The sequence below is a fragment of the Amycolatopsis plumensis genome (assembly GCF_042652605.1).
GTDB lineage: Bacteria > Actinomycetota > Actinomycetes > Mycobacteriales > Pseudonocardiaceae > Amycolatopsis > Amycolatopsis plumensis.
Map to the genome: position 1 here is coordinate 2,804,859 of NZ_JBHSJY010000001.1, position 25,320 is coordinate 2,830,178.

Here is a 25,320-nt window from a genome sequence, read left to right on the forward strand (position 1 = left end):
GCAACCGGCGGTAACAGTTACTTTGCGTCCGGTACGACCCGGCTCCCGCTGTCGGCCGACCGCTGGACGGCGTCGAGCACCCGGTGCACGCCCACGGCGTGCGCGAAGTCCGGCAGGTCGCCCTTGAGGTGCCGGGCGTAGGCGTGCGCAACGTTGTACGACGGCTCGGCGCTGCGGCCGGCCAGCTGCGGCAGCTCGTAGCGCGCGGGCACGGTGAGCTTTTCCAGGGTGCCGGTCCGGCTGCCCCGCAGCGTCAGCTTCGCGATCCAGAACAGCGAGTCCGCGGCCTCGACGACCAGCGTGCCCTCGGTGCCGTTGATCTCCCAGTGGAAGTTCGTCGCCGGTGACGTCCCGCCGCGCAGGTGCAGGGACGCGACGGCGCCGCCGGTCAGCACGCCGGTGACGGCGATCTGGTCCGGCGCGGTCATCTCGACGGACTCGCCGGTGACCTCGTCACGCACCCGCGGCCGCACGGTCGCCATCGTCGCCGACAGCTCGGCGAAGCCGCCGAGGACCATGGCCACCGTATCGACGGTGTGCGCGAACGGGATGGTCAACATCGTCGCCCCGCCCGCGGGGTGCAGCTGGTAGTCGCGGCCGGCCCGCACGCTCGGGCCCCAGTTCGCGCCCGAAGCGATCAGCGACGTCGACAGCACCCGGCCGACGTACCCGTCCTTGATGAGGTCACGCAGGTAGCGCAGCGCCGGGGCCGAACGTCCCTGCAGGCCGACCGCGGTCGTCCTGTCCCGCGCGGCTTCGGCCAGCGCCTCGGTCTCGGCCAGGCTGACACCAAGAGGCCACTCGCTCAGCACCTGCTTGCCGGCGGCTAAGGCGGGCTCGATGAGCGCCCGGTGCTCGGGCACCTTGACGGCGACCACCACCAGGTCGACCTCGGGGTGCCGGGCGAGTTCGCCGGCGTCGCCGAAGGTCAGCGGCACGCCGTACTTCTCGCCGGCCACCCGCGCCGTCTCCGCGCTGCTCCCGGCGAGCGCGCGGAGCTCGTAGCCGTCCACCGCGGCCAGCGCGGGCACGTGCGCGGTCGCGGCCCAGCCGCCGTTCGCGCTGAGCCCGACGATGCCGACCCGGACCGGTGCCATGAGCGTTCCTTTCGTTGCCCCCTAAAGACTCCGACGTGCCGAGCGTCGTAGTCATTCCCGTATCGGCGCAAGCCGCATCCGGTTACGACGGCATGACTTCGATCACCCGCGAGCCACCGATCGGCCGCACCCGGGTCGGCCGAGTGGCCGAGGGAGCCGGGCTCATCGACCGAAGCGGCACCCCGGCCAAGATCCATAACGTCGGTGGCATGACGAACGCACAGCTCACGGCCCTGCAGTACGGCTTCATCGCCTTCCTCGCGCTGTGGGCCGTGGTGCTGGTGCCGCAGCTGATCACCCAGCTCGCCCGGCACGGCGGCCTGCGGTGGCGCGGGATCGCGACCACGGCGGCGGTGCTGCTCTACGGCTGCATGACCCTCGCGGTCGTTCTCCTGCCGCTGCCGGGCCCCGGCACCCGCCGGCTCACCCAGACCGTGCAGCTGCACCCCTTCCAGTGGATCGCCGACATCCACACCGAGCTGCTCAAGCACGGTGGGCAGTGGTTCATGACGCAGACGTTCCAGCAGGCGTGCCTGAACGTCCTGCTGTTCGTGCCGCTCGGGGTCTTCGCCCGGATCCTTTGGCGCCGCGGCCTGACGGGCACGGCCCTGATCGGCTTCACGGCGTCACTGTTCATCGAGATCACGCAGCTCACGGCCAACTTCGGCACGGCTCCGTACGTCTACCGCATCTTCGACGTCGACGACCTCATGAACAACACGGCCGGGGCGATGGTCGGCTGGATGTTCGGGGCGCTGCTGCTGACGCTCCTGCGTTCAACGGTCGACGTGCAGCCGGCCCGGAGCGAGCGGGTCCACTTCGCCGAGACGCGCTAGCCGGGCTTTCCGCTGCAGCGCGGCCCGCTTGGCGGCCCGCCTGTCTTCGAGGACGACGACGAGCGCGGCGACGGCCAGGACCAGCGCGACCAGCCCGAGGACGATCGGAAGCTGCACGAAATCCTCCTCGGTACGGCGCTGTGCGGGAGATCACACAGGTTACGCAGGTCAGTACCGAATTCGCTACCCCACGCGACCGGCCCGGGCGGCGAACCAGGTCCGGTCGGCGGTGAGCCAGCCGTCGAAGGTGAGATCGGCCGAGGTCAGGAGGGTTTCGAGGTCGAGGCGGCGGCAGGTGAATTCCTGGTGCCACCGCCGGCCTCGGGCCGAGTAGCGGACCGTGGCGGACAGCAGGTCGCCGTCGCGGACGACATCGGCCAGTTCGATCTCGACCTCGCCGAGCCGCCCGCCCTGGCCGGACGCGGCGGTGGTGAACCACTCGGGCGGATGCCACTCGACGATCAGCCGCCCACCCGGCGCGAGGTGCCGCCTCGCGGCGGCGAGCATGGCTTCCCGGTCCGCGGCTCGTTCGGTGTTGACCAGGTGGCTGGCGAGCAGGACGGCATCGAAGGTGCGGCCGAGCTGCAGGTCGGCGATACGGGAGCAGACGGTCTCGGCGCGGACGTGGGACAGCATCGCGGCCGACTCGTCGACGGCGACGACCTCGTGCCCGAGCTCGATTAGCGGGTGCGTGACCCGGTCGGCGCCGCTGCCGAGCTCGAGGATCGAGGCGCTCGGCGGGACCGCGGCGTGCACGATCTCCGCCTCGCCGTCGGGCGGGAGCAGCAGGTAGACGTCGACGGGCGAGCCGTCCGCGGTGACCTCCATCCCCCGAGCGTGCCGGAAACGCCGCGCGTGGCGTGGCCCGGCGGCGACAAAACCGGCGCGACGTGGCCGTCGCGATGCCGCACCGACCGGGGACGGGCCGGTTAGAAGAACGGCGCAGAAGGAAACCCCGGCCGATCCGAAGACGGCAGCGGGCAGACTCCCAGCAACCACCCCCGGTACCCGAGAGCGTGCCGGAAACCCGACCGCGCCGCCGTCGGCCCGAGCGTGCCGGAGACTGGACGGGTGAGCACCCGACCCACCAAGGACCAGCTGGCCGCAGCCCACAACACCACCATCCCCGACGTCATCGCTCCCGGCCTCGACGTCCTCTTCTGCGGCATCAACCCCGGCCTCTACTCCGGCGCGCTCGGGCAGCACTTCGCCCGCCCGGGCAACCGCTTCTGGCCCGCGCTCCACAAGGGCGGCTTCACCCCGCGCCTCTACGCGCCCAGCGAGCAGGACCAGCTGCTCGACCTCAAGCTCGGCATCACGAACGTCGTCGCGAGGACCACCGCCCGCGCCGACGAGCTCACCGACGACGAACTCCGCGAAGGCGGGCGGATCCTCACCGCGAAAGTCCTCGAGTACCGGCCGGCCTGGCTGGCCGTCGTCGGCATCACCGCCTACCGGACCGCCTTCGGCTTCCCGAAGGCGCGCGTCGGCCCGCAAGACCACCGGATCGGCGACACCCACGTGTGGGTGCTGCCGAACCCGAGCGGGCTCAACGCACACTGGACGCCCGCCGGCCTGGCTGCGGAGTTCGCCCGGCTGCGGGCCGCATCCGAAAACTGTCGAAATCGTTGAACGGTCTGCGGGCCACCCTCAGTAGCGCCGACTGCCCCATCAGGCCCCATCACGCCCGGCCGCGCCAGCTCTCGAAGATCCACTTCTACGGAAAGTTTGCTGTGACCGGCAGATTGGGCCATGAGGGGGATTTGGCGTCATGAGCTGCGCAATCGCGACTCGTACCAAGCAGGAGGAGTCACTCAACCGGTCCCGGCAGGGGGATCGGACGGCGCCGGAGACGTCCGGCGCCCGTGAGCGACGGCGCAGAGACGGAGGCCCGCGATGCACGGCATCGAGCCCACCCGCAGGCCCACGGGGCCGCCGGCCGGACCCGGTGGCGGGCGCAGCCTGGGTGTGGCGGTCGTCGATCCCGTCCCGATCTTCCGCGACGGCCTCGCCGCGCTCGTGCACCGCAGCCAGGGGCTGCACTGGGCCGGACAGGCCGCCAGCCACCACGCCGCCCTGCAGCTGTGCGAGCAGGTCAAGCCGGACGTCGTCGTGCTCGACTCGGCACTGGACCCGAACTGCCACCTGACCAAGCTTCTCAACGCCGGCGACCCGGCCCTGCTCCTGGTCACCCTGATCCGTGACGCGAATCGCACGCAGCAGTACCTCGCCGCCGCCATCGCCGCGGGCGCGCACGCGATCGTGCCGCGGTCGATCGATTCACGACGTCTCGCCGAAGCGATCCGGCGGGCGCACAGCGAACGCCGGTACATCGACCCGGCGCTGGCCGCGCTGACCGCCCGGCCGAAGCGCGCGACCGCCCCGAAGGGTGACCCCGCCGCCGACAGCCCGCCGTCGCCGCGCGGCGCGATGCCGCTGTCCAGGCGCGAGTACCAGGTGCTCCAGCTGGTCGCCGAAGGACTCGAAAACTCGGCGATCGCCAAGCTGCTGTTCCTGTCCGTGGAGACCGTCCGGACCCACGTGAAGAGCATCCTGCGCAAGCTTTCCGCCCGGGACCGGACACACGCGGTGACGATCGCCTTTCGCAGCGGGATCCTCATCGCCCGGCCCGAAGACGGGTACGTCCCGGTGACGGCGGACACAACGGCGATCCCGGGCCACCGCTGACGCCTCTTCCCCAGGAAGAAGGCAACATTCAGGGGAATTTCCGATACTCGGAAGTGCGGATCTGCTTGCTCTGGTTACCCACAGGTAATATCCTGAAGTTACCGGCGAGTAAGGCGAACATGTGCCCGGCCGGGGAGCCGAACACATTGGAGTGACGACATGGGCCACTACAAGAGCAACGTCCGAGACCTGGAGTTCAACCTCTTCGAGGTACTCGGCGTGCAGGACCGCCTGGGCAAGGGTGTGCTCGCCGAATCCGACGAAGAGACCGCCCGCGGTGTGCTGTCCGAGCTGAACAAGCTCGCGACCGGCCCGCTCGCCGAGTCCTTCGCCGACGCCGACCGCAACCCGCCCGTGTACGACCCGAAGACGTTCAGCGTCAAGATCCCCGAGTCGTTCAAGAAGAGCTACAAGCAGCTCCTCGACGGCGAGTGGTGGCGCCTCGGCCTGACCAACGACCTCGGCGGCTTCGGCCTCCCCCCGACGGTGCAGTGGGCGGCCTCCGAGCTCATCCTCGGCGCGAACGCCCCGCTGTTCATGTACATGGCGGGCCCGAACTTCGCCATGATCGTGAACAAGAACGGCACCGAAGAGCAGAAGCACTGGGCCCAGATCATGATCGACCGGCAGTGGGGCGCCACCATGGTGCTCACCGAGCCGGACGCCGGCTCCGACGTCGGCGCGGGCCGCACCAAGGCCACCAAGCAGGAGGACGGCTCCTGGCACATCGACGGGGTGAAGCGGTTCATCACCTCGGCCGAGCACGACATGAGCGAAAACATCATGCACCTCGTGCTCGCCCGCCCCGAGGGCCCCGGCATCGAGACCAAGCCGGGCACCAAGGGCCTGTCGCTGTTCCTCGTGCCGAAGTTCCACTTCGACACCAAGACCGGTGAGCTGGGCGAGCGCAACGGCGCCTTCGTCACGAACGTCGAGCACAAGATGGGCATCAAGGCCTCGACGACCTGCGAGCTGACCTTCGGCCAGCACGGCACCCCGGCCAAGGGCTGGCTGCTCGGCGAGGTGCACGACGGCATCGCGCAGATGTTCCAGGTCATCGAGTACGCCCGGATGATGGTCGGCACGAAGGCCATCGCGACGCTGTCGACCGGCTACCTCAACGCGCTCGAGTACGCCAAGGAGCGCGTCCAGGGCGCCGACCTGCCGAACATGCTGAACAAGACCGCGCCGCGCGTCACCATCACGCACCACCCGGACGTCCGCCGCTCGCTGATGCTCCAGAAGGCCTACGCCGAGGGCCTCCGCGCGGTGTACCTCTACACCGCCTCCTTCCAGGACCAGCTGTGGACCGGCGAGGGCGACCAGAAGCTCGCGCACGGCGTCAACGACCTGCTGCTGCCGATCGTCAAGGGCGTCGGCTCCGAGCGCGCCACCGAGCAGCTCGTGCAGTCGCTGCAGACGCTGGGCGGGTCCGGCTTCCTGCAGGACTACCCGATCGAGCAGTACATCCGCGACGCGAAGATCGACTCGCTGTACGAGGGCACCACGGCCATCCAGTCGCTGGACTTCTTCTTCCGGAAGATCGTCCGCGACAAGGGCCAGTCGCTGGCCTACGTCGCCGGGGAGATCACCAAGTTCATCGAGTCCGAGGCGGGCAACGGCCGGCTCAAGAACGAGCGTGCGCTGCTCAAGCAGGCCCTGGAGGACACCCAGGGCATGCTCGGCTCGCTGATCGGCTACCTGACGGCGTCCCAGGAGGACCCGCAGAGCATCAACAAGGTCGGCCAGCACACGGTCCGGCTGCTGATGTCGGTCGGTGACCTGCTCATCGGCTGGCAGCTGCTCAAGCACGCCGAGGTCGCCATCGGCAAGCTCGACGCGGGCGCGTCCGCCAAGGACACCCCGTTCTACGAGGGCAAGATCGCCGTGGCGTCGTTCTTCGCGAAGCAGGTGCTGCCGGAGCTGACCGCCCGCCGCGCCATCGTGGAGGCCGCCGACAACGCGCTCATGGAGATCGACGAAGCCGCGTTCTGATCAATGCGTTCCGCCGAAGGGCCCCTTCCGACCCCGGAAGGGGCTCTTCGGCGTTTCGGGTTCGGAAAGCCGGGGAATTCGGTCTGCGAGTTCGCGGGACCGAGTGGCCGGATCCGCGATCACCGAGAGGAGAAAGTGATGACTGTCGCCGGCATCATCAGCGCCATCGTCGTCGGGCTGATCATCGGCGTTCTGGGCCGGCTGCTCGCTCCCGGCAAGCAGAACATCCCGATCTGGCTGACCATCGTGATCGGTATCATCGCCGCCTTCATCGGCACCGCCATCGCGCGTGGTCTCGGCTACGCCGACACGAACGGCATCGACTGGCTGGAGATCCTCACCCAGGTCGTGCTGGCCGCGATCGGTGTCAGCATCGCCGCCGGTGCCTACGGTCGCCGTGGTGTAACCAGGTAACGCTTTCGGATCTGCGGCCCGGCCGGTCCACCTTCGGGTGAACCGGCCGGGCTTTTCCGTGGGCTACCGCCGGGCCGACGCGCGGGCGAGCGCGACGCCGAACCCGGCGCCCACCAGCAGCAGCACCGCGGCCAAGGTCATCGTCGTCGTCACGGCGTGGGCCGAAGAACCGGCGGCGAGCGTCAGGAAGAGGCTGCCGAACGTCGCGACCCCGACGACCTGGCTCAGCTGCAACGTCGTCGTGAGCAGCCCGCTGGCGTCCGCCGCGCTGGCGAGCGGGACGTGGGTCAGCGCGTGCGCCATCAGGGACCCGAACGCCAGGCCCATGGAGAGGCCGAACAGGATGAGCGCGGCGAAGAACAGCGCGCCGCCCCGTCCGCCGTCCTTCAGGCTCAGCGCCAGCAAGGCGTACGCGATCGCCGACCCGACGTAGCCGCACGGCGTCAGTGCCGTGTGGACGCGTGCGGGCAGCTTGTGCCAGAAGAAGCCGCACACACCGAAAACCACGCCTCCAGGCACCATGGTGAGCCCCGCGGACAGCGCCGTCTCCCCGAGGCCCGTCTGCAGGTGCAACGCCACGCAGAACAGGAAGCCGCCGTAGGACGCCATGCCGGTGGCGAGCGCGGCCAGCCCGGGTGCGACCCCGCGGACCTTCAGGACGCCGAGGTCGACCAGCGGGTCGCGAACCCGGCGTTCCACGACCACGAACAGCACGGCCAGCAGCACGCCCGCCGCGAGCGACCCGAACGTCCACATCGGCCAGCCGGTTTCGTGCCCGAGGACGAGCGGCAGCACGACGAGCACCACCGCGGGCACGGCGAGCGCGAGGCCGGCGAGGTCGAGCCGGCGGCCCGCTCCCGCCGCGCCGCCGGGCACCAGCCGCAGGGCCAACGCGGCCACGAGCACGCCGATCGGCACGTTCACCAGGAAGATCGGCCGCCAGCCCGCCCCGAAGAGGTCCGCGCCGACGAGCACCCCGCCGAGCACCTGGCCCGCCACGAACGCGACCGAGATGACCGCGGTGTACGCGCTGAGCGCCTTGGCCCGCGCGGGGCCGCTGAACTGCGCCTGGATGACGCTGATGACCTGCGGCATCATCAACGCCGCGCCGGCGCCCTGGGCGATCCGCGCGACGATCAGCGTGGTGGGGTCCGGCGCGAACCCGCACAGCAGCGAGCAGACGGTGAAGGCGGCGACGCCGGTGACGAACAGCCGTCGCCGCCCGAACAGCTCGCCGAGGCGGGCGCCGGTGATCAGCAGCATCGCGTAGCCCACGGTGTAGCCGGAGACGATGAGCTGCAGCGCGGCGCCGGAGGCGTGCAGGTCGGTGCGGATGTCGGTCATGGCGACGTTCACGACGGTGACGTCGAGCAGCGCCATGAACTGGCCGAGCAGCAGGACGGCCAGCATGAACCACGGCCGCCGGGTGGCCCGGTCCGGGACGGCCGGGGCTGAGGTGGTCAGAGTCATGCCTCTGACCTTGGGTTTTTCCGGCTTGGCGCGGAGAGAGCCTGTCGATGCTGGTACTGGCAGCACCTGCTTCGCCGAAAATTGTCGTACCCCTCGGGCACCATGGTCCGCATGACGTCGACGCAGGTGCACACCAGCCGCCGGGAGGAACTCGGCCAGTTCCTCAAGGCGTGCCGGGCGCGGATCGGCCCGGAGGAGGTGGGACTGCCGCCCGGCGTGCGCCGCCGCACGAGCGGGTTGCGGCGGGAGGAGGTCGCGCTGCTCGCGGGCGTCGGCGTCACCTGGTACACGTGGCTGGAGCAGGGGCGGCCGATCAACGCGAGCGCGCAGGTGCTCGACGCGGTGGCGCGCACGCTGCGGATGGACCACCCCGAGCGGGAGCACCTGTACCGGCTGGCGGAGCTGACGCCGTCGCGGCTGCCGTCGTCGGTCGAGGTGGTGCCGGACGCCGTGCGCGAGGTGCTGCGCGCGCTGGATCCGCTGCCCGCCACGGTGGTCAACGGCCGGTTCGACGTCCTCGAGTCGAACGCGGCGCAGACGGAGCTGTTCTGGGAGTGGCACAGCCTGCCGTGCCTGCACAAGAACCTGCTGTGGTGCTGCGTGACCGAGCCGAACGCGCGGCGGATGCTGCTGAACTACGACGAGGAGGTCCCGCACATGGTGGCGCGGATGCGCGCCGAGTACGGCAGGCACGTCGGTGATCCGTCCTGGGAGGAGGACATCCGGCGGCTGACCGCGCTGAGCCCCGAGTTCGCCGCGTTGTGGGCGCGGCACGAGGTGGCCGAGCCGCGGCCGCGGTTGCGGGAGTTCCAGCACCCACGGGCCGGCCGGATGCGCCTCCGGCTGACCGAGCTGGCCGTCTCGGAGGCGCCGGGACTGCGGATCCAGGTGTCCACTCCGGACGACGCGTCGACGTGGGCGCTGCTGCCCTTGACTCGCCGGGAGGGGTCATGACGGAACTGGACCTGAGCGATCGCGGGCTGACGTCGGTGCCGTCGATCCCCTCCGACGTCACCCGGCTCGATCTGTACAAGAACGCGATCGCCGAGGTGCCCGGGTCGCTGTGGTCGCTGACCGGGCTGCGCGTGCTGAACCTCGCGGCGAACCGGATTTCCGTGCTGCCGCCGGGGATCTCGGCGCTGACGTCGCTGCACACGCTCGACCTGGCGCACAACCGGTTCGACGTGTTGCCGGACGAGCTGGGCGAGCTGGCCGGGCTCACCGAGTACCTGTACGTCAGCGACAACCGGCTGACGAAGTTCCCGGCGGCCTGGTGCCGGCTGGGCAGGCTGCGGTACCTGGGGTGCACGGACAACCGGCTCACGTCGCTGCCGTCGGACCTCTCGGGGTTCGCGGCGCTGCGCGAACTCCGGTTGTACCGCAACGAGCTGACCGCGCTGCCCGAGTCGATCGGCGGGTTGAGTTCGTTGCGGGAGTTGCACCTGCGGGGCAACCGGCTCACTTCGCTGCCGTCGTCGATCGGGATGCTGAGTGAGCTGCGTCAGCTGGACCTGCGGGAGAACTCCTTGACGGAGCTGCCCGCGTCCTTGGCTCAGCTGTCCAAACTGGACAAGCTGGATCTGCGGTGGAACAAGCAGCTGCGGGAGCCGGCGTGGCTGCGCGACTTCGAGGAGGCGGGGTGCATGGTCCTTCGCTGACAACTCAACAGAGAACGGTCGGGCGCGGACCGTAGGTCGCCGTGTGCGACGTCCGCCGGAGCTCGGTGCCGCTCGCGAGGTCGTAGAGCACACGCGTGTCGGTGACGCTGAAACCGGACGAACCGATCGAGGGTCGGCAGGCGGCCGCCCCACCGGAGCCGAACTGGATCGTGGGCGGGTCGCCGGGGGTCTGCGCGCCGGTCTGGCTCTCGACGCGGAAGTGCCGGGTGCCCCAGATCCGGACGGTCACCGAGCCGCCGGAGACGGTGGCCTGGATGGCGATGCCGGTCGCGGCGTCGTTGGTCACCTTGAGCTCGACGGGGCTGCCGTCGGCGTTGACGGCCTTGGCGTCGCGGCCCACGGGGTAGCGGTCGAGGTAGTGGTCGTGCTCCAGGTGGCCGGCGTCGGCCAGGCCGGCGAGGTAGGCGGCGTTGTACAAAGTGGACGCCAGCTGGGAGACGCCGCCGCCGACCACGGCCGGGCCGGTGCCGTCCTCGTCGACCGGGGCGGGCAGGTACCCGGCGGCCGCGGTGCGCGGGCCGGAGCGGGCGCCGAGGCTGAACGTCTCGCCGGGCTTGACGATCGCGCCGGAAACGCGGGCGGCGAGCGTCCGGTTGTTCGTCTCGGCCGGGCCGGTCAGGCCGTCGGTGGTGAACTCGCCGATGACCTCCTTGATGCCGAGCGCGCTGGCGGCGTCGGTGGTCACGCTGGGTGCCGACGAGCTGTAGACGACGGGGAGATCCCGCCCGTCGGTCTTCTTCAGCACGTCGATCAGGGGGAGGAAGGTCTTCTCCCAGTCCACCTTGCGGGCCTCTTCGGAGGGCTCGACCGTCGGCTGGTCACCGGTGAAGACGATCTGCGCGTCCTTGCCGTCGGTCTCGGTGCTCGCGAGCCCGTCCTTGAGGGCCGCCTGCAGCTTGCCCTGGTCGATGCGGACCTCGATGGCCCCGCCTTCGACCGCGGCGAACTGGAAGGAAGCCGCGATCGTGGCGGGCTTCAGCGGGACGTCCTTGCCTTCGCCGTGCACGACGACCGGCTTCGCAACGGCGGGCACGACGATCTGCCGGCAGGCGGCCTGCACCCCGGCGGCGGTCGCGCGCACGGGCGTGATGGCCATGGCCAGCTTGACCCCGCCGGGGTCGAGCCAGTGGTCGGTGACGGTGTGCACGGCGCCGGCGAGGTCGGTCAGCTGCTGGCCCTGCCGCGGCAGGATCGGGAAGGCGGTGACACCGCCGTCGCTGCCGTCGATGGGCGTGAACCCGACCGAGCCTTCGGTGGCGGGGTGGTTCAGCTTGCCCTCGGCGAGCTCCCGCACGGCGTCGGCGATGCGGTTCTGGTCGGTGCGCGTGGCCACCCCGACCTCGCGGCTGGAGAAGAAGGACATGATCCGCGTGATCGGGCTCAGCGGCTGGTGCCCGGCGAGCCCGAGGGTGTTCGGCCAGTCGAGCCCGAGGCCGGACTGCGCGGGCAGGAGTTCGGCCTGCACGTCCCCACCGTGGACGGCCACGGGCCGGACCAGCCGCGGCTCGAGCTCCTTCCGCAGCTTGGCCTCGGCCTCGGCATGGCTGAGCCCCCCGACCTCGACACCGGCAACGGTCACCCCGCGCGGCACGTCCCCGAGGCTGACGACGAGATCGACGGCGTAGAGGATGACGAAGAGGCCAAGAGCGAGCCCGACGGCCATCATGGCCCGGGCAACACCCTTGCGCAGCTTCCGCGCGGGCGTCTCCGGAACAGGCGGCGGCGCGGGGTTTTCGAGGAGCTCGCCGAGCAGGTCTTCGGAGAAGAGATCGGTGGTGGCAGCCGGGGGCGGTACCACCGGAGGCCACTCCGCGACCGCGACGGTCGGCGCCTCCGACGCCAGCGGCGACTCGGCAGCAGCGGCCGGCGAATCGGCGGCCGTGGGCCACTCGGGCCCCGCGGCCCCGACCGGCTCGGCAGGTGGTGGCGCCACACCGCCATCAGCCGCCACGGATGGCTGGGCGGGGTCCGGCCACTCGGGTTCGGCAGGCAGCGCGGCCTCTCCCGTCGCGGGCCGCCCGGGAGCTTTCTCCGGCTCGGCAGCCGCCGCGAGCGCCCCCTCGGTGGCGAGCTCGCCCGACTTCGCGCCCTCGCGTCCCTCTTCGTCTGCCACGCGCCTGCCTTTCGCGGGACCCGACCTACAGGTAGAGCCCCGTCCCGTGCTCGGTGCGCTCGGTCGCCACCGCGTGGATGTCGCGTTCGCGCATCACCAGGTGCCCCTCGCCCTGGATCTCGACCTCGAGCTGGTCCTCCGGGTTGAAGAGCACGCGGTCGCCGGTCTTGACGTTCCGCACGCTGTTGCCTACGCCCAGTACATCACCCCACGCCAGCCGGCGCGCGACCTGGGCCGTTGCGGGGATCACGATGCCGCCGCTGCTGCGGCGCTCCCCTTCTTCCGGCGACAGCCGCACGAGTACCCGGTCGTGCAGCATCTGGATTTCGAGTTTCGGCCCGTCAGACACGGCCTGCATGTTACCCGCCGGTCCGCGGCTCCCCGGCCATGACCAGGCTCAATTCGCTCACGCCGCCGTCTTCGATCCGCACCGGGACGCCCCAGTCCTGCCGGGTGATCCGGCACGCCGGGTGCTCGCCGCCGTCGTCGCAGCTCGCGGCCTGCGCGACGACCTGCAGCACGCCCTCGGTGACGCCCGGGGCCAGCCGGATCTTGCGGTTCAGGTCCGTGCCCGTCCCGCCGCCGTCGGCCAGCAGCGACGGCGGCGACGCGCTGATCTCGAGCCGCGTCGACGGGCCGAAGCGGTCGTCCAGCTTCTCGCCCGGCGGTGCCGTGAACACCACCGAAAAGTCGATCTCGCCCGGGGCGAGCACCGTCGACGGGCGGCGCACCGCGTGCGCGTCACCGGTCACCACCGTCGGCTCGGCCGCCGCGACCGGGGCGATCCGGTTGCCCGCGGACTCGACGGCCAGCAGCTCGCCGTCGTGCAGCAGCAGGCCCTGCGGCTCGGCGAGCCCGCTGGCGATCGTGGTCACCTGGCGGGTGAAGACGTCGAAGCGGCGGACCGCGCCGTTGTAGGTGTCGGCGATCGCGATCTTGTCGCCGGGCAGCACGGCGAGGCCGAGCGGGTGCTGGAGCAGCGCCTGGTCGGCCGGGCCGTCGGTGTGGCCGAAGGAAAACAGGTCGACGCCGATCGCGGTCTGGACGGTGAACGACTCGCCGTCGGGCTCGATCCAGCGCAGCGCCGACGTCTCGGCGTCGACGAGCCACAGCTTGTCGCCGTCCACGGCCAGGCCGGACGTTTGCGCGAAGAACGCTTCGCGGACGTCGCCGTCGCGCAGTCCTTCGACGGTCGTCCCGGCGAAGCGGCGGATCGTGCCGCCGACCGGGTCGAACACGCTCAGCGTGTGGTTGCCCGCCATGGCGACGACGACCCCGCCGGCCGGGCCCCACCAGGCGACGTCCCACGGGCTGGTGAGGTCGACCTCGGCGGCCTTGCCCAAGTCCGGCCCGCTGCGCCACTGCGCGCCGGTGCCGGCGACCGTCGTCACCTCGCCGGTGATCAGGTCGAGACCGCGCAGCCGGTGCCCGGCCGTGTCGGCGACGACGGCGTGGTAGCCGACGCGCTCGGCGATGTCGTACGGCAGGAGCGCGATGCCCGACGGCTCGGTGAACGTCGCGATGTCGAACGGGCCGTCCTGGCTCCCGCGTTCCCCGCTGCCGAAGCGGCGGATGACGGTCTCGCCGTCCGAAGCGAACTCGACGATGGCGTGGTGCCCGGTGTCGGCGACCAGCACGCGCCCCTCGGCGGTGGCGACGGCCTTGCTCGGGAACCGCAGCTCGGCGGGCTGCTCCTCGACCGGCACGTACGGGCTGCCGCCGCGGCGGAGCGTCCCCTTCGCTTCGTGCTTCGTCACGAGGTCCTTGATGACGCGGCGAAGCGCTTCTTCGTGTCCTTCGCCCGCCGCGACGTGCACGACGTACCCCTCGGGGTCGACGACGACCAGCGTCGGCCAGGCGCGGACCGCGTACTGCGACCACAGCTCCATCTGCGGGTCGTTGACCACCGGGTGGTGCACGTCGTAGCGGCGGACTGCGGCTTCGATCGAGGCGCGCTCGCCCTCGTGCAGGAACTTCGGCGAGTGAACACCGACGGTGACCAGCACGTCCGCGAACTCGGCTTCCAGTGGCCGCAGCTCGTCGAGCACGTGGAGGCAGTTGATGCAGCCGCTGGTCCAGAAGTCCAGCAGCACGACGCGGCCGCGCAGCTCGGCGAGGGTGAGCGGGCGGCCGCCGGTGTTCAGCCAGACGTCGCCGCGCAGCTCGGGGGCGCGCACGCGGCTCTGCGGTCGTGGAGAAGTCACGGCATGAGTGAACTACACGCGCTCACGCTCTGTTCCACGGTCCGCCCGATGAGAGAACAAACTCACCCCGTGTGGGTGGTCGAAAAAGGACGGGCGCGCGGGTGAGCCGCCGCTTAGGCTCGGGTCATGACCCCAGTCCAGCCGGCCGGCGCCCTCACTCCGGAGGAGGCGCGGCACCTGCAGGAGAACCTCCGGGAACCCGTGCGCCCGGGGCTGAGCGAGGCCGAGCTCGACGACGTCGAGCACCGGTTCGGCTTCCGCTTCGCCGCGGACCACCGCACGTTCCTGTCCGCCGGCGTCCCGATCGGCGACCGCTGGCCCGACTGGCGCTGCGGCAACCCCGACCAGCTGCGCAAACGATTGGCATGGCCGGTCGACGGCGTGCTGTACGACGTCGAGCACAACGGTTTCTGGCTGCCGGACTGGGGCACCCGCCCGGTCGGCCCGGAGGACGCGGTCCGCGAGGCCCGCCGCCGGCTGGCCGACGTGCCGCAACTGGTGCCCGTGTGCGGGCATCGCTACCTGCCCGGCCTCCCGGGCACGGTGGGCTACCCGGTGCTGTCGGTGTACCAGACGGACATCATCGTCTACGGCAGTGACCTGCGGGATTACCTGCACCGCGAGTTCGCGACGGGCGGCATCAGCACGGCCCCACCGGACGGCCCCAGGTACATACCGTTCTGGTCCCGCTTCATCGACTAGCTTCGGCGGCCCGCTTCAGCCGGGCGAGGGTGGCGGCGATGTTGGCGGTGTTGGCGACTTCCCGATCCCACACGCCGGTGACGGTCGACGTCGCCACCTTGAACCACGCCGGCCGCCGTTCCCACATGCTTTCGACGACGACGCACCCGTCAGAGGCGGGCTCGAAGTCGTACTGCCACCGCGCCACGGGCAACCCGGCGAACGAGGTGACCTCGAACCCGAACCGCCGCCCGGGCTCGGCATCGGTGATGGTGGAGAGGGTGCTCCACCGCCGGAAGCCGCGCTGGTTGTGCCCGCGGAACTTCGCGCCGACGACGGGCCCATCGGTGCCCCCGACCCACCGGTGCCCGGCGTACTCCTCGGCGGGGGAGGTCTGGGTGGGGTGCGGGTTTGGGCGTCGCCGTCCCGTTCGCGCCGGATGAGGCAGCCGAAAGAGGGCGGGTCCCTGGCTGGGCCTCGCTCAGTTCTCCCGGCGCAGCATGCGGCTCACGCCCGCCGCCACCGTGGTTGCCAAGATCCAGCCCGACGCCGTAAAGCCTGCCGCGACCCAGTTGTCCGGGCCGTGCATGTACCACCTCGACTTGTTGCCGAAGTCGACGATCGGGACCAGCAGGTCCGCCGTGTAGATCACCGGGTTCCACTGCAGCCCCGTGTCCTGCTGGTTCACCACGCAGCGGTCGCCGCTGCGCATGTAGCGGCCGGACGTGTCGTGGATGCAGTCGTCGGTGCCCAGGCCGAACCAGAGGCTGCCCAGCACCAGCAGCGTGAACAGCCAGCCCAGCGCGCGGACCGGGCGGTAGCCGTAGCCCACCATCGATCTCTGCAGCCAGCTCCACAGCCGCACCCCCGGGCCGAAGAACTTGAAGCCGCGGGCCAGTGCCTCGTAGCGGAACTGCTGCTTGCGCAGCGCCACCGTCGAGGCGTGCTCTTCGTTCCCCGCCGCGCGGAGCATGTGGGCGAGCTGGTCGTACGGGCCCGGGCGGTAGCCGCGCATCGCCTTGCGCAGCAGCTCGATGCGGTGGTCGAGAGCTTTGTCGTCGTCGAGGGGGATGCCCTTCTTCAACGCGTCGTAGCGGAAGTCCTCCAGCTCGATGCCCTCGGACGCGGCCCAGAACTGCTCGTTGTCGCTCAGCGTTCCGCAGTGCGCCCGCCGCAGCACCACCCGGCCGGCCGGGGCGGTGCTCGGCGTGAGGATGAACTCGTCCGAGGCGACGTCGCCCGCGTCGAGGGCCACGCCGAACGGGGGCAGCGACCCGAGCTGGGAACCGCGCAGGTCCACGCGCCGGGCCACCTGGGCACCGTCGAGGTTGACGCCGCCTTCGGCCACGAAGGGGCGGCCGTTGTTGTCGCGGAGGGTCAGGTCGCGGCCGACCCGGCCGGTGCGGACGTCGAGGGAATAACTGCTGGTCGCGCGGCGGCCCGGGTCGGTCAGCCTGGTGCCCGCCAGGTTGATGCTGCCGCCGACGTCCACGCCCTGCAGGCGCAGCGTGCCGTGGATCGTGGCGTCGGTGAGCTGGAAGTTGCCCGCGATCTTCGAGCGGCGGGCGGAGAACACGTCGCGGCCGGGGTGGCGGAACATCGAGTTCCAGGCCAGGAAGTTGCCGCCCACCGTCACGTCGGCCAGGCGCAGCTGCCCGGCCGGCACGCGCAGGCTCGTCGCCTCGATGTCGCCGCCGATCTCGGTGCCGTCCAGGTGCAGCGCGCGGTCGTAGTACGGCACCGACTTGCCGCGCTCGACCCGGATCTCGGCGCCGGCCAGCCGCAGCGAGCCGCCGATCCGGGCGTTCACCATGCGCAGCGTGCCCAGCGCCTGCAGGCCGTCCGAGAGCTCGATGTTGCCGTCGACGCGCATCCGGTCGGCGACCAGCGCCGGCCGCGGGTCGATGTACGGGTCGTTGGACTTCCACGCGTCGACCGCGATCGGGCCGTGCTGGGACACCGTCAGCTTGGCCTCGCGGAGGGAGATGTCGCTGTCCACCGTGGCGCTCGGCAGGTACATGATGCCGGTGGCGGAGAACCGCTTGCGCTGGCTGGCCGGCCCGTAGTTGTCGACCTCGCACAGCAGGCTGCCGCCGATGTGCAGGCCGTTGCCGTTGAGCGCGAAGCCGTCCGGGTTGTTCAGCGTGGCGCCCGAAAAGTTGACGTTACCGCCGGTCCGCACGCCGGGGAGCCGGACTTCGCCGTTCGCCACCATCCGGTAGGCCAGCAGGGCGCCGGTCAGCACCAGCCGATCCGCCTGGATCGCTTTGCCGTGCGGGTGCGAGATCACCGTGCGGGTGAGCACCATCGAGCCCTCGATCACCGCGTCGGTCAGGTTGACCGCGGCGTTCGGCATGCCGCGTTCGCGGTCGTCGCCGCGCTGCACGGTCGTCTCTTCGATCTCCCGCCGGTCGCCGTCGACCTGCACGACGCTGCGGATCAGCCGGACGTCGTTGCGGCTGCGCATGTTGCGGGCCTTGAGCCCGGGCAGCCAGCACTTGCGGAACACGAGCCCGAGCAGGTTCGCCTCGCGCACGTCCGGCGGCTGCTCGAACCGGCAGCGCTCGAACCGGAACAGGTACTTCAGGTCCGCGGCCCGCAGGTCCAGCGTCCCGGTGATGTAGGCGTCCTCGACGTAGACGATGGGGGCGTTCGTGGCCTGCCGCCGCCAGCGCATCAGGCCCGCGTTGCCGGGTTTCAGCAGCTCGGAGGCCTTGACTTCGTAACGGCGGTCCGGGATGCCCGCGAAGGGGTCCAGCGGCGGCAACGCGCTTTCCGTCGACATGAGCCCTCCCTCACCCCGCCATCAAGGTAGCGAAAAAACGGCGGAAACGGTGCCGGAACACCGTTTCCGCCGTCGAACACCTCAGGCGTTGGGGTTGAGCACCCGGGCCAGGAACTCCTTGGTGCGCTCCTCGCGCGGGTTCCCGATGACCTGGTCGGGCGGCCCCTCTTCGACGACGACCCCGCCGTCCATGAACAGCACCTTGTCCGCCACTTCGCGCGCGAACTGCATCTCGTGCGTGACGACGACCATGGTCATGCCGTCCTTGGCGAGCTGCTTCATCACGCCGAGGACGTCGCCGACCAGCTCCGGGTCCAGCGCGGACGTCGGCTCGTCGAACAGCATCAGCTTCGGCTGCATCGCCAGGGCCCGGGCGATCGCGACCCGCTGCTGCTGCCCGCCGGACAGCTGCGCCGGGTAGTTCTTCGCCTTGTCCGCGAGCCCGACGCGCTCCAGCAGCTGCATCGCGCGCTGCCGGACCTGGGCCTTCGGCTCGCGCCGGACCTGGACCGGCGCCTCCATGACGTTCTCGAGCGCCGTCATGTGCGGGAAGAGGTTGAAGCGCTGGAACACCATGCCGATGTCCTTGCGCTGCAGCGCGACATCCTTCTCGCGCAGCTCGTGCAGCTTGTCGCCGCGCTGCTGGTAGCCGACCAGCACGCCGTCGACGTAGAGCCGGCCGGCGTCGATCTTTTCGAGGTGGTTGATGCAGCGCAGCAGGGTCGACTTGCCCGAGCCGGACGGCCCGATCAGGCAGAGCACCTCCCGCTCGTGCACCTCGAGGTCGATGCCCTTGAGAACGTCGACGCTGCCGAAGCTCTTGCAGATCCGCTGCGCGGACACCACGGGGGTCATGTGACGTTCCCTCCACCCCGGCTGAACATCCGCGACGCCCAGCCCTGCCGCTGGACCACGTCCCGCGAGGTCCCGCGGGCGAAGCGCTTCTCGATCTGGATCTGGACCAGCGTCAGCACCGACGTCATGAACAGGTACCAGGCCGCGGCCGTGATGAGCAGCGGAACCGTCTTGTAGTTCTGCGCGTAGATGGTCTGCACGGCGACCATCAGCTCGTAGTACCCGATGGCCACGACCAGCGACGTCGTCTTCAGCATGGAGATGGTCTCGTTGCCGGTCGGCGGGATGATCACCCGCATCGCCTGCGGCAGGATGATCCGCCGCAGCGTCTTCGTCCGGCTCATGCCGAGCGCGCTCGCCGCTTCCAGCTGGCCGGAGTCGACCGACTGGATGCCACCACGGACGATTTCCGCCATGTACGCGGCTTCGTTCAGGCCGAGGCCCAGCAGCGACGCGGTGAACTGCGTGATCAGCTGGTTGGTGTCCCAGCTGACGAACTCCGGCCCGAACGGGATGCCCAGGCCGAGGCGCGGGTAGGCCAGCGCCAGGAAGTTCCAGATCACCAGCTGCGTGATCAGCGGGGTGCCGCGGAACAGCCAGATGTAGATGGCGGCCGCGCCCGAGGTCAGCGGGTTGGGCGACAGCCGCATCACGGCCAGCAGGATCCCGCCCACGATGCCGATCAGCATTGCGATCACGGTCAGGATCAGGGTGTTCTGCAGGCCCCGCAGCACCCGGGCGTCGAAGAGGTAGTCCCCGACGACCGGCCACTGCAGTGCGTTGTTCGTGATCACGCTGCGGATCACGATGAACGCGAGGAAGAGGATGACCACCCCGGCCACCCAGCGCCCGTAGTGGCGCACCGGGACGGCCTTGATGGGCTCCGCGTCGATCGGCGCCTCGGTCGGAGGCGCTTCGGAGGAACTCACGAACTACGTCCTATCTCAGGAAGCCGGGTTGATCTCCGACTTGGTGACCGCGCCGGCGGCGTTGAGACCCCACTTGTCCAGGATCTTCTTGTACGCGCCGCTGTCGATCAGCTTCTGCACCGCGCCCTGGACGGCCTTGCCGAAGTCACCGCTGTTCTTCGGCAGCACGATGCCGTAGGGGGCGGTGTCGTACGGCGTGCCGACCGACTCGAGCTGGCCGTTGGTCTGCTTGACCGCGTAGTCGATGACCGGGGAGTCGGCCAGCTCACCCTGCACGCGCTTGGCGGTGAGGGCCAGGTTGACGTCGGTCTGGGCCTGCAGCTGCGTGACCTCGATGGCGGGCTTGCCCGCGCCGGTGCAGGCGGCGTTCTTCTTGTCGAGGTCCTCGACCTGGGTGGTGCCCTTCTGGACGGCGACCTTCTTGCCGCACAGGTCGTCGGCCTTCAGGCCGTCGGGGTTGCCCTTCAGCACGGCCAGCGAGGTGCCCGCGCTGTAGTAGGAGATCATGTCGACCGACTGCAGCCGCTCGGCGTTGATGCTGAACGACGACATCGCCAGCTCGTACTTCTTGGCGCCGATACCCGGGATGATGCCGTCGAAGGCGGCGTTCTGGAAGTCCATCTGCACGCCGAGCACCTGGCCGATGGCGGTGCCCAGGTCGACGTCGAAGCCGGCCGGCTTGCCGCCGTCGACGAACTCGTTCGGCGGGTAGCTCTGGTCCTGGCCGACCACGATCTTTCCGTCGGCCTTGATGTCGGCGGGCACCATGCCGGCCAGCGCGTCGTCCTTGGCGACCGCGACCGCGTCACCCGATGCGGTGCCCGATGCGGCGGAGCTGCTGGTGTTGACGTTGCCCGCACCGCTCCCTCCCGCGCCGCACGCCACGGTCAAGCCGACCAGGGCGAACGCAGGCAGCAGGGCGATCGCCTTGAGCTGGGTTCCTCGGGCCACGTCGTCACTCCTCGTAGTTCTCAGGTTCTGAGAGCACGCATATTGCCACTCATCCATACCAAAGCACAGCACCGTGAAGTTACAGCGATGTTTAGAGGGGCGCGCGACTGTCGCGTCCGGAGCGCACGGTGAGCGAGGATGTCGACCATGAACGCCACCCCGCCGCGGCTGCCCCCGTCCGGTCGACGCGCGAGGAAGGCGGCGACCAGCCGGATCACCCGTCCGGGCGACCGCTTCGAGGGCTATCTCTCGCCGGAACGGCCGCACGCCGGCGCCTACGACGAGATGTTCGCCGCCGACGGCACGGTCCGCGGCCCGTACCGGGCGCTGTACGAGTCCATCGCGGCCCTCGACGCGCACGACCTGCAGTCCCGCTCCCAGGCCCTCGACCGGGCGATGGTCGACCAGGGCATCACCTTCTCGCTGTCCGGGCAGGAGCGGCCGTTCCCGCTGGACCTGGTGCCACGGGTGATCCAGGCCGCCGAGTGGACGAAGCTCGAGCGCGGCGTCGCCCAGCGCGTCCGCGCGCTCGAGGCGTTCCTCGCCGACGTCTACGGCGACCGGCAGATCCTGCGCGACGGCGTGCTGCCGCGCCGGCTGATCACCTCGTGCGAGCACTTCCACCGGGAGGCCTTCGGCATCACCCCGCCGAACGGCGTGCGCATCCACGTGTCCGGAGTGGACCTGGTCCGCGACGAAGAGGGCACGTTCCGGGTGCTGGAGGACAACCTCCGCAACCCGTCCGGGGTGTCGTACGTGATGGAGAACCGGCGCACGATGGCCCGGGTCTTCCCCGACCTGTTCGCCCAGCACCGCGTGCGACCGGTCGGCGACTACGCGTCGCACCTGCTGCGGGCGTTGCGCGCGGCGGCCGCGGCAAACGTCGCCGACCCGACGGTCGTCGTGCTCACGCCGGGCGTGCACAACTCGGCGTACTTCGAGCACTCGCTGCTGGCCCGGCTGATGGGGGTCGAGCTCGTCGAAGGCCGCGACATGTTCTGCCGCGACAACGTCGTCTACCTGCGGACCACCGAGGGCGAGCGCCAGGTCGACGTCATCTACCGGCGGATCGACGACGAGTTCCTCGATCCGGTGCACTACCGGCCGGACTCCGTGCTCGGCATCGCCGGCGTCCAGAACGCCGCCCGCGCGGGCAACGTCGTCGTCGCGAACGCGATCGGCAACGGCGTCGGCGACGACAAGCTCGTCTACACCTACGTGCCGGAGATGGTGAAGTACTACCTGAACGAGAAGCCGCTGCTGCCCAATGTGGACACCTTCCGCTGCTGGCTGCCGGACGAGTTCGACCACGTCATGGCGCACCTGGACGAGTTGGTGATCAAGCCGGTCGAGGGCTCGGGCGGCTACGGCATCGTGTTCGGGCCCGAGGCGTCGAAGAAGGACCTGGACACGCTGCGGCGGAAGGTGCGCGCGAACCGGCGCGGCTGGATCGCGCAGCCGGTGGTCCAGCTCTCGACCGTGCCGGCCAAGGTGGACGACCGGCTCGCGCCGCGGCACGTCGACCTGCGGCCGTTCGCCGTCAACGACGGCAAGGAGATCTTCGTGCTCCCCGGCGGCCTGACCCGGGTGGCGCTGCCGGAGGGCAGCCTGGTCGTCAACTCGTCGCAGGGCGGTGGTTCGAAGGACACCTGGGTGCTGACGTCCCGGACGTCGACGGCCGAGCGCGAGCTGGAGCAGCCCGCACTCGGCGCGATGTCCACAGTGGACGGCTTGGTCGCCGAGCAAGGTCCCGAGCTCACGACGTCCCAGCAGCAACAGCAGCAGCAACAGAGCTAGGGAGGCCGCATGCTGGCACGCAACGCGGAGTCGCTGTACTGGATCGGCCGGTACGTCGAACGCGCCGACGACACCTCCCGGATCCTCAACGTCTCGGTCCACCAGCTGCTCGAAGACGCGACCGTCGACCCGGACCACGCGAGCCGCCAGCTCCTGGCCGTCCTGGGCATCGACCCGGCGGGCGCGCAGGAGCTCGACGTGTGGAAGCTGACCGAGCTGGTGGCGTACGGCAAGGACAACCCGGCGTCGATCGTCGGCTCGATCAACTCGGCGCGCGAGAACACCCGCGGCGCCCGCGAAGTCGTCTCGACCGAGCTGTGGGAGTGCCTGAACGCCACCTGGAACGCGGTGCCCGACCGGCAGCGCTACGCGCGGCGCGCCGGACCGCACGCCTTCCTGTCCTTCGTCGAGGAGCGCGCAGCGATGTTCGCCGGGCTCGCGGATTCGACGATGTCGCGGGACGACGGCTGGCTGTTCATGGTGCTGGGCCGCTCGATCGAACGCGCCGACATGGTGGTGCGGCTGCTGCTGTCCCGGGTCGCGGACCGCGCGTCCTCGCCCGGCTGGATCACCGTGCTGCGCTCGGCCGGCGCGCAGGACACCTACCTGCGGACGTACCGGGGCGCCCTGGACGCCGGCCGCGTCGTGCAGTTCCTGTTGCGGGACACGCTCTTCCCGCGCTCGGTGTTCCACGCGCTGCGGCAGGCCGAGGAGTGCCTGCAGCGGCTCGACCCGGGCGGTGGCTCGCGCAGCAACGAGAAGTCGGAGGCCCTGCGCGAGCTCGGCCGGGCCCGCAGCGAGCTGGAGTTTCTGCGCCCGTCGGAGCTGCTCACCGACCTGCCGCGGCGGCTCGCGGCGTTGCAGACGTCGATCAGGGAAATCGGGGAAGCGGTGTCGTTGCAGTACTTCAGCACGTCACCGTGGGTGGCGTGGAGCGGTGCGGAGGTTTCGCTGTGACGTGGCAGCTGCGGGTGGCGCACCGGACCGGGTACCGGTACGCGACACCGGCGACGCAGTCGTACAACGAGGCCCGGCTGACCCCGCGCTCCGACCGCCGCCAGACGACGGTGGCGACCCGCATCGAGACGACCCCGGCCACCCGCGCGTACCGGTACACGGACTACTGGGGCACGGTCGTGACGTCGTTCGACCTCCACGCGCCGCACACCGAGTTCACCGTGCTGGCGACCTCGGTGGTCGAGACGGCGGACGAGGCCGAGCCGATCCGCACGGCGTCGTGGAAGGACCTGCGGTCCGAGACGGTGATCGACCACCGCACCGAGTACCTGAGCCCGACCGACTACACCCCGCGCGACGCCGAGCTGGCGCGCGAGGCCCGGGCGCTGCGCACCGGCCTCGACCCGGCGGACGCGGTGCTGGCGGTGTGCGCGTGGGTGAACAAGCAGCTCAAGTACCAGCCGGGCACCACGGGCGTCCACTCGACGGCGACGGACGCCTGGCAGGCGCGCGAAGGCGTCTGCCAGGACTTCGCGCACGTGACGCTGGTGATGCTGCGCGCGATCGGCGTTCCGGCGCGGTACGTATCGGGCTACCTGCACACGAAACCGGACGCCAAGCTCGGCGAGGTGGTCGAAGGCGAGTCCCACGCGTGGGTCGACGTGTGGACCGGCGGCTGGTGGGCGTACGACCCGACGAACGCGATCCCGGTCGGGCCGCGGCACGTGTGGGTGGCCATGGGCCGGGACTACGCGGACGTGGCGCCGTTGAAGGGCATCTTCACCGGCGGCGGTCAGTCCACTTTGGACGTCTCGGTGCACCTGACCCGGCTGGCTTAGAGCAGGAAGGTCCCACCCGCCGCCTCGGCGAGGTCCGCGCCGAGGGCTGACGCCGGTGTGTGCGCGCCCGGTTTGCCTTCGCCGCGGGCCAGGCGGGCTGCCGTTTCGGCCACCACCGCCGCGGTGAAGTCCATGGCTTCGCCCGCGCGGAGCCAGCCCTCGCGTGCCGAGCCGTCCGGCCAGGTGACGACGGCATGGCCCCAGGTGTGCGTGCGGGGGCGGGGTGCCGCCTTCGTCCGGATCGCGGCGAGCCGCCGGACGGCAAACCGGCGGACGGCCGGGATCGACACCAGCCGCCCGAGCAGAGGAAGCAGGGCCCGGACCAGCGGGGCGGTCGGGGCCAGCCCGGAGGAGACCGTGACGTCCGGTGTGCCGCTCGCGCGCCGGGCGGCGATCAGCTCACCCGAGTCGATGCCTGCCACCTTCGCCGTCTCGCCGTCCGGCAGGACGAGGGTGCGCGGGCGCGCGCCCCCGGCCGAGACCGCGGTCATGGCGTCGACGATGCTGGCGGCCAGCGCGACCCCCACGGTCCCCTCTTCGACGGCGACGGAAGCCAGCGCGTCGACCTGCACGTGGCTCGGCGTGTCCCGCCCTTCGCACAGCTTCGCGACGACGCCTTCTGTGGCCAGGACGCCGAACCCGGCGCCGGTCACGAACGTGCTGCCGCCGGCCAGAGCCTCCTCGTGCAGGTCGAGCAGCCGCTGGACCGCGACCGGGTCCGCGGCCATGTCCACGTAGTGCCCGCCGGGCAGGGCCGCCCGCGCGATCGTCGCCGCCGTGGCGGCGTACTCGCCGATCGTGTTGATCACGACCGTCGGCCGCTGCCGCCGGATCTCCGCCGCGATCGCCTCGACGCCGTCCGCGACGACGTACTTCGAGCCGGTCGCTTCCAAGCGTTCCCGGTTGCGCCCGACCAGCACGGCAGGCAGTCCGCGCGCAGTCAGTTCGGCGGTGATGGCCCGGCCGGTGCGACCCAAAGCGCCGAGTACCCAGATCTCCATGTCAACTCCCGTCATGTCTCAGTGTGTCA

Annotated in this window: 24 protein-coding genes; 11 read left to right on the forward strand and 13 right to left on the reverse strand. The window is 70.7% G+C overall.

The features are described from left to right. Nucleotides 1-17 precede the first annotated feature (17 nt). On the reverse strand, nucleotides 18-1,097 hold the full coding sequence (locus ACFPLC_RS13420) for a Gfo/Idh/MocA family protein (protein ID WP_378191600.1): 1,080 nt from the start codon (nucleotides 1,095-1,097) through the stop codon (nucleotides 18-20). 209 nt (nucleotides 1,098-1,306) lie between these two features. Here ACFPLC_RS13420 and ACFPLC_RS13425 point away from each other — a divergent pair, with 209 nt between their 5' ends. Then, on the forward strand, nucleotides 1,307-1,933 hold the full coding sequence (locus ACFPLC_RS13425; protein WP_378191602.1) for a VanZ family protein: 627 nt from the start codon (nucleotides 1,307-1,309) through the stop codon (nucleotides 1,931-1,933). Here ACFPLC_RS13425 and ACFPLC_RS13430 read toward each other — a convergent pair. Continuing rightward, nucleotides 1,874-2,050, reverse strand: a complete 177-nt coding sequence (locus ACFPLC_RS13430) for a hypothetical protein (protein WP_003058066.1) — start codon at nucleotides 2,048-2,050, stop codon at nucleotides 1,874-1,876. The genes ACFPLC_RS13425 and ACFPLC_RS13430 overlap by 60 nt on opposite strands. 66 nt (nucleotides 2,051-2,116) lie before the next feature. Next, nucleotides 2,117-2,761, reverse strand: coding sequence for a methyltransferase domain-containing protein (locus ACFPLC_RS13435; RefSeq protein ID WP_378191604.1), 645 nt, complete (start codon nucleotides 2,759-2,761; stop codon nucleotides 2,117-2,119). A 243-nt stretch (nucleotides 2,762-3,004) separates the two neighbouring features. Between ACFPLC_RS13435 and mug the strand changes: the two genes are divergently transcribed. From mug to ACFPLC_RS13455, 4 genes are all read left to right on the forward strand, one after another. Beyond that, on the forward strand, nucleotides 3,005-3,565 hold the full coding sequence (mug, locus tag ACFPLC_RS13440; RefSeq protein WP_378191606.1) for a G/U mismatch-specific DNA glycosylase: 561 nt from the start codon (nucleotides 3,005-3,007) through the stop codon (nucleotides 3,563-3,565). 264 nt (nucleotides 3,566-3,829) lie between these two features. Next, on the forward strand, nucleotides 3,830-4,621 hold the full coding sequence (locus tag ACFPLC_RS13445) for a response regulator transcription factor (RefSeq protein WP_378191608.1): 792 nt from the start codon (nucleotides 3,830-3,832) through the stop codon (nucleotides 4,619-4,621). A 159-nt stretch (nucleotides 4,622-4,780) separates the two neighbouring features. Continuing rightward, nucleotides 4,781-6,616, forward strand: coding sequence for an acyl-CoA dehydrogenase (locus tag ACFPLC_RS13450; protein ID WP_378191610.1), 1,836 nt, complete (start codon nucleotides 4,781-4,783; stop codon nucleotides 6,614-6,616). Nucleotides 6,617-6,754: 138 nt separating this feature from the next. Then, nucleotides 6,755-7,030 (forward strand): GlsB/YeaQ/YmgE family stress response membrane protein, encoded by a 276-nt coding sequence (locus ACFPLC_RS13455; RefSeq protein ID WP_013230904.1) that lies wholly within the window; start codon nucleotides 6,755-6,757, stop codon nucleotides 7,028-7,030. A gap of 63 nt (nucleotides 7,031-7,093) precedes the next feature. Here ACFPLC_RS13455 and ACFPLC_RS13460 read toward each other — a convergent pair whose 3' ends face one another. Beyond that, nucleotides 7,094-8,500, reverse strand: coding sequence for an MFS transporter (locus ACFPLC_RS13460; RefSeq protein ID WP_378191612.1), 1,407 nt, complete (start codon nucleotides 8,498-8,500; stop codon nucleotides 7,094-7,096). 111 nt (nucleotides 8,501-8,611) lie between these two features. On the opposite strand from ACFPLC_RS13460, the gene ACFPLC_RS13465 reads away from it, so the two are divergent. Then, a complete protein-coding gene (locus ACFPLC_RS13465) occupies nucleotides 8,612-9,454 on the forward strand; it encodes a helix-turn-helix transcriptional regulator (RefSeq protein WP_378191613.1) in 843 nt (280 codons plus the stop codon). Further along, entirely contained in the window at nucleotides 9,451-10,158 is a 708-nt protein-coding gene (locus tag ACFPLC_RS13470; protein ID WP_378191615.1) for a leucine-rich repeat domain-containing protein, read from the forward strand. The genes ACFPLC_RS13465 and ACFPLC_RS13470 overlap by 4 nt, the downstream gene beginning before the upstream one ends. Nucleotides 10,159-10,162: 4 nt before the next feature. Here ACFPLC_RS13470 and ACFPLC_RS13475 read toward each other — a convergent pair whose 3' ends face one another. From ACFPLC_RS13475 to ACFPLC_RS13485, 3 genes are all read right to left on the reverse strand, one after another. Beyond that, nucleotides 10,163-12,112 (reverse strand): VanW family protein, encoded by a 1,950-nt coding sequence (locus ACFPLC_RS13475; protein WP_378191930.1) that lies wholly within the window; start codon nucleotides 12,110-12,112, stop codon nucleotides 10,163-10,165. A 205-nt stretch (nucleotides 12,113-12,317) separates the two neighbouring features. Next, complete coding sequence (locus ACFPLC_RS13480; RefSeq protein WP_013230909.1) at nucleotides 12,318-12,650, reverse strand: GroES family chaperonin; 333 nt, start codon at nucleotides 12,648-12,650, stop codon at nucleotides 12,318-12,320. 1 nt (nucleotide 12,651) lies between these two features. Then, nucleotides 12,652-14,469 (reverse strand): NHL domain-containing thioredoxin family protein, encoded by a 1,818-nt coding sequence (locus ACFPLC_RS13485; protein WP_378191932.1) that lies wholly within the window; start codon nucleotides 14,467-14,469, stop codon nucleotides 12,652-12,654. A 153-nt stretch (nucleotides 14,470-14,622) separates the two neighbouring features. Here ACFPLC_RS13485 and ACFPLC_RS13490 point away from each other — a divergent pair, with 153 nt between their 5' ends. Continuing rightward, a complete protein-coding gene (locus ACFPLC_RS13490; protein WP_378191617.1) occupies nucleotides 14,623-15,198 on the forward strand; it encodes a hypothetical protein in 576 nt (191 codons plus the stop codon). On the opposite strand, the gene ACFPLC_RS13495 is transcribed toward ACFPLC_RS13490, so the two are convergent. The 5 genes from ACFPLC_RS13495 to ACFPLC_RS13515 all read right to left on the reverse strand — a co-directional run bounded on the left by ACFPLC_RS13495 (nucleotide 15,188) and on the right by ACFPLC_RS13515 (nucleotide 20,697). Next, nucleotides 15,188-15,625, reverse strand: a complete 438-nt coding sequence (locus ACFPLC_RS13495) for an SRPBCC family protein (RefSeq protein WP_378191933.1) — start codon at nucleotides 15,623-15,625, stop codon at nucleotides 15,188-15,190. The two genes, ACFPLC_RS13490 and ACFPLC_RS13495, sit on opposite strands and share 11 nt — an antisense overlap. A 33-nt stretch (nucleotides 15,626-15,658) precedes the next feature. Further along, on the reverse strand, nucleotides 15,659-17,962 hold the full coding sequence (locus ACFPLC_RS13500; RefSeq protein ID WP_378191619.1) for an oxidoreductase: 2,304 nt from the start codon (nucleotides 17,960-17,962) through the stop codon (nucleotides 15,659-15,661). 81 nt (nucleotides 17,963-18,043) lie between these two features. Beyond that, nucleotides 18,044-18,817, reverse strand: coding sequence for an amino acid ABC transporter ATP-binding protein (locus tag ACFPLC_RS13505; protein WP_378191621.1), 774 nt, complete (start codon nucleotides 18,815-18,817; stop codon nucleotides 18,044-18,046). Further along, nucleotides 18,814-19,746: an amino acid ABC transporter permease gene (locus ACFPLC_RS13510; protein ID WP_378191623.1), complete on the reverse strand. Its 933-nt coding sequence runs from the start codon at nucleotides 19,744-19,746 to the stop codon at nucleotides 18,814-18,816. Before ACFPLC_RS13510 ends, ACFPLC_RS13505 begins: the two co-directional genes overlap by 4 nt. 15 nt (nucleotides 19,747-19,761) lie before the next feature. Continuing rightward, nucleotides 19,762-20,697, reverse strand: a complete 936-nt coding sequence (locus tag ACFPLC_RS13515) for an ABC transporter substrate-binding protein (protein WP_378191625.1) — start codon at nucleotides 20,695-20,697, stop codon at nucleotides 19,762-19,764. 138 nt (nucleotides 20,698-20,835) lie between these two features. On the opposite strand from ACFPLC_RS13515, the gene ACFPLC_RS13520 reads away from it, so the two are divergent. The 3 genes from ACFPLC_RS13520 to ACFPLC_RS13530 are packed head-to-tail and all read left to right on the forward strand — an operon-like array spanning nucleotide 20,836 to nucleotide 24,290. Next, nucleotides 20,836-22,494 carry a circularly permuted type 2 ATP-grasp protein gene (locus ACFPLC_RS13520; protein ID WP_378191627.1) on the forward strand — a complete coding sequence of 553 codons (1,659 nt, stop codon included), beginning with the start codon at nucleotides 20,836-20,838 and terminating at the stop codon, nucleotides 22,492-22,494. Nucleotides 22,495-22,503: 9 nt separating this feature from the next. Next, nucleotides 22,504-23,451, forward strand: a complete 948-nt coding sequence (locus ACFPLC_RS13525) for an alpha-E domain-containing protein (protein ID WP_191313562.1) — start codon at nucleotides 22,504-22,506, stop codon at nucleotides 23,449-23,451. Next, entirely contained in the window at nucleotides 23,448-24,290 is an 843-nt protein-coding gene (locus ACFPLC_RS13530; protein ID WP_378191630.1) for a transglutaminase family protein, read from the forward strand. The genes ACFPLC_RS13525 and ACFPLC_RS13530 overlap by 4 nt, the downstream gene beginning before the upstream one ends. On the opposite strand, the gene ACFPLC_RS13535 is transcribed toward ACFPLC_RS13530, so the two are convergent. After that, on the reverse strand, nucleotides 24,287-25,291 hold the full coding sequence (locus ACFPLC_RS13535) for a saccharopine dehydrogenase family protein (RefSeq protein WP_378191632.1): 1,005 nt from the start codon (nucleotides 25,289-25,291) through the stop codon (nucleotides 24,287-24,289). The genes ACFPLC_RS13530 and ACFPLC_RS13535 overlap by 4 nt on opposite strands. Between the last annotated feature and the right edge of the window lie 29 nt (nucleotides 25,292-25,320).

Bases quoted from the DNA above. Each gene is read 5' to 3' on its own strand.
- ACFPLC_RS13420 (WP_378191600.1), bottom strand. From the start codon at position 1,097: ATGGCACCGGTCCGGGTCGGCATCGTCGGGCTCAGCGCGAACGGCGGC.
- ACFPLC_RS13425 (WP_378191602.1), top strand. From the start codon at position 1,307: ATGACGAACGCACAGCTCACGGCCCTGCAGTACGGCTTCATCGCCTTC.
- ACFPLC_RS13435 (WP_378191604.1), bottom strand. From the start codon at position 2,761: ATGGAGGTCACCGCGGACGGCTCGCCCGTCGACGTCTACCTGCTGCTC.
- ACFPLC_RS13445 (WP_378191608.1), top strand. From the start codon at position 3,830: ATGCACGGCATCGAGCCCACCCGCAGGCCCACGGGGCCGCCGGCCGGA.
- ACFPLC_RS13450 (WP_378191610.1), top strand. From the start codon at position 4,781: ATGGGCCACTACAAGAGCAACGTCCGAGACCTGGAGTTCAACCTCTTC.
- ACFPLC_RS13455 (WP_013230904.1), top strand. From the start codon at position 6,755: ATGACTGTCGCCGGCATCATCAGCGCCATCGTCGTCGGGCTGATCATC.
- ACFPLC_RS13460 (WP_378191612.1), bottom strand. From the start codon at position 8,500: ATGACTCTGACCACCTCAGCCCCGGCCGTCCCGGACCGGGCCACCCGG.
- ACFPLC_RS13465 (WP_378191613.1), top strand. From the start codon at position 8,612: ATGACGTCGACGCAGGTGCACACCAGCCGCCGGGAGGAACTCGGCCAG.
- ACFPLC_RS13470 (WP_378191615.1), top strand. From the start codon at position 9,451: ATGACGGAACTGGACCTGAGCGATCGCGGGCTGACGTCGGTGCCGTCG.
- ACFPLC_RS13480 (WP_013230909.1), bottom strand. From the start codon at position 12,650: ATGCAGGCCGTGTCTGACGGGCCGAAACTCGAAATCCAGATGCTGCAC.
- ACFPLC_RS13490 (WP_378191617.1), top strand. From the start codon at position 14,623: ATGACCCCAGTCCAGCCGGCCGGCGCCCTCACTCCGGAGGAGGCGCGG.
- ACFPLC_RS13500 (WP_378191619.1), bottom strand. From the start codon at position 17,962: ATGTCGACGGAAAGCGCGTTGCCGCCGCTGGACCCCTTCGCGGGCATC.
- ACFPLC_RS13505 (WP_378191621.1), bottom strand. From the start codon at position 18,817: ATGACCCCCGTGGTGTCCGCGCAGCGGATCTGCAAGAGCTTCGGCAGC.
- ACFPLC_RS13520 (WP_378191627.1), top strand. From the start codon at position 20,836: ATGTCGACCATGAACGCCACCCCGCCGCGGCTGCCCCCGTCCGGTCGA.
- ACFPLC_RS13525 (WP_191313562.1), top strand. From the start codon at position 22,504: ATGCTGGCACGCAACGCGGAGTCGCTGTACTGGATCGGCCGGTACGTC.
- ACFPLC_RS13535 (WP_378191632.1), bottom strand. From the start codon at position 25,291: ATGGAGATCTGGGTACTCGGCGCTTTGGGTCGCACCGGCCGGGCCATC.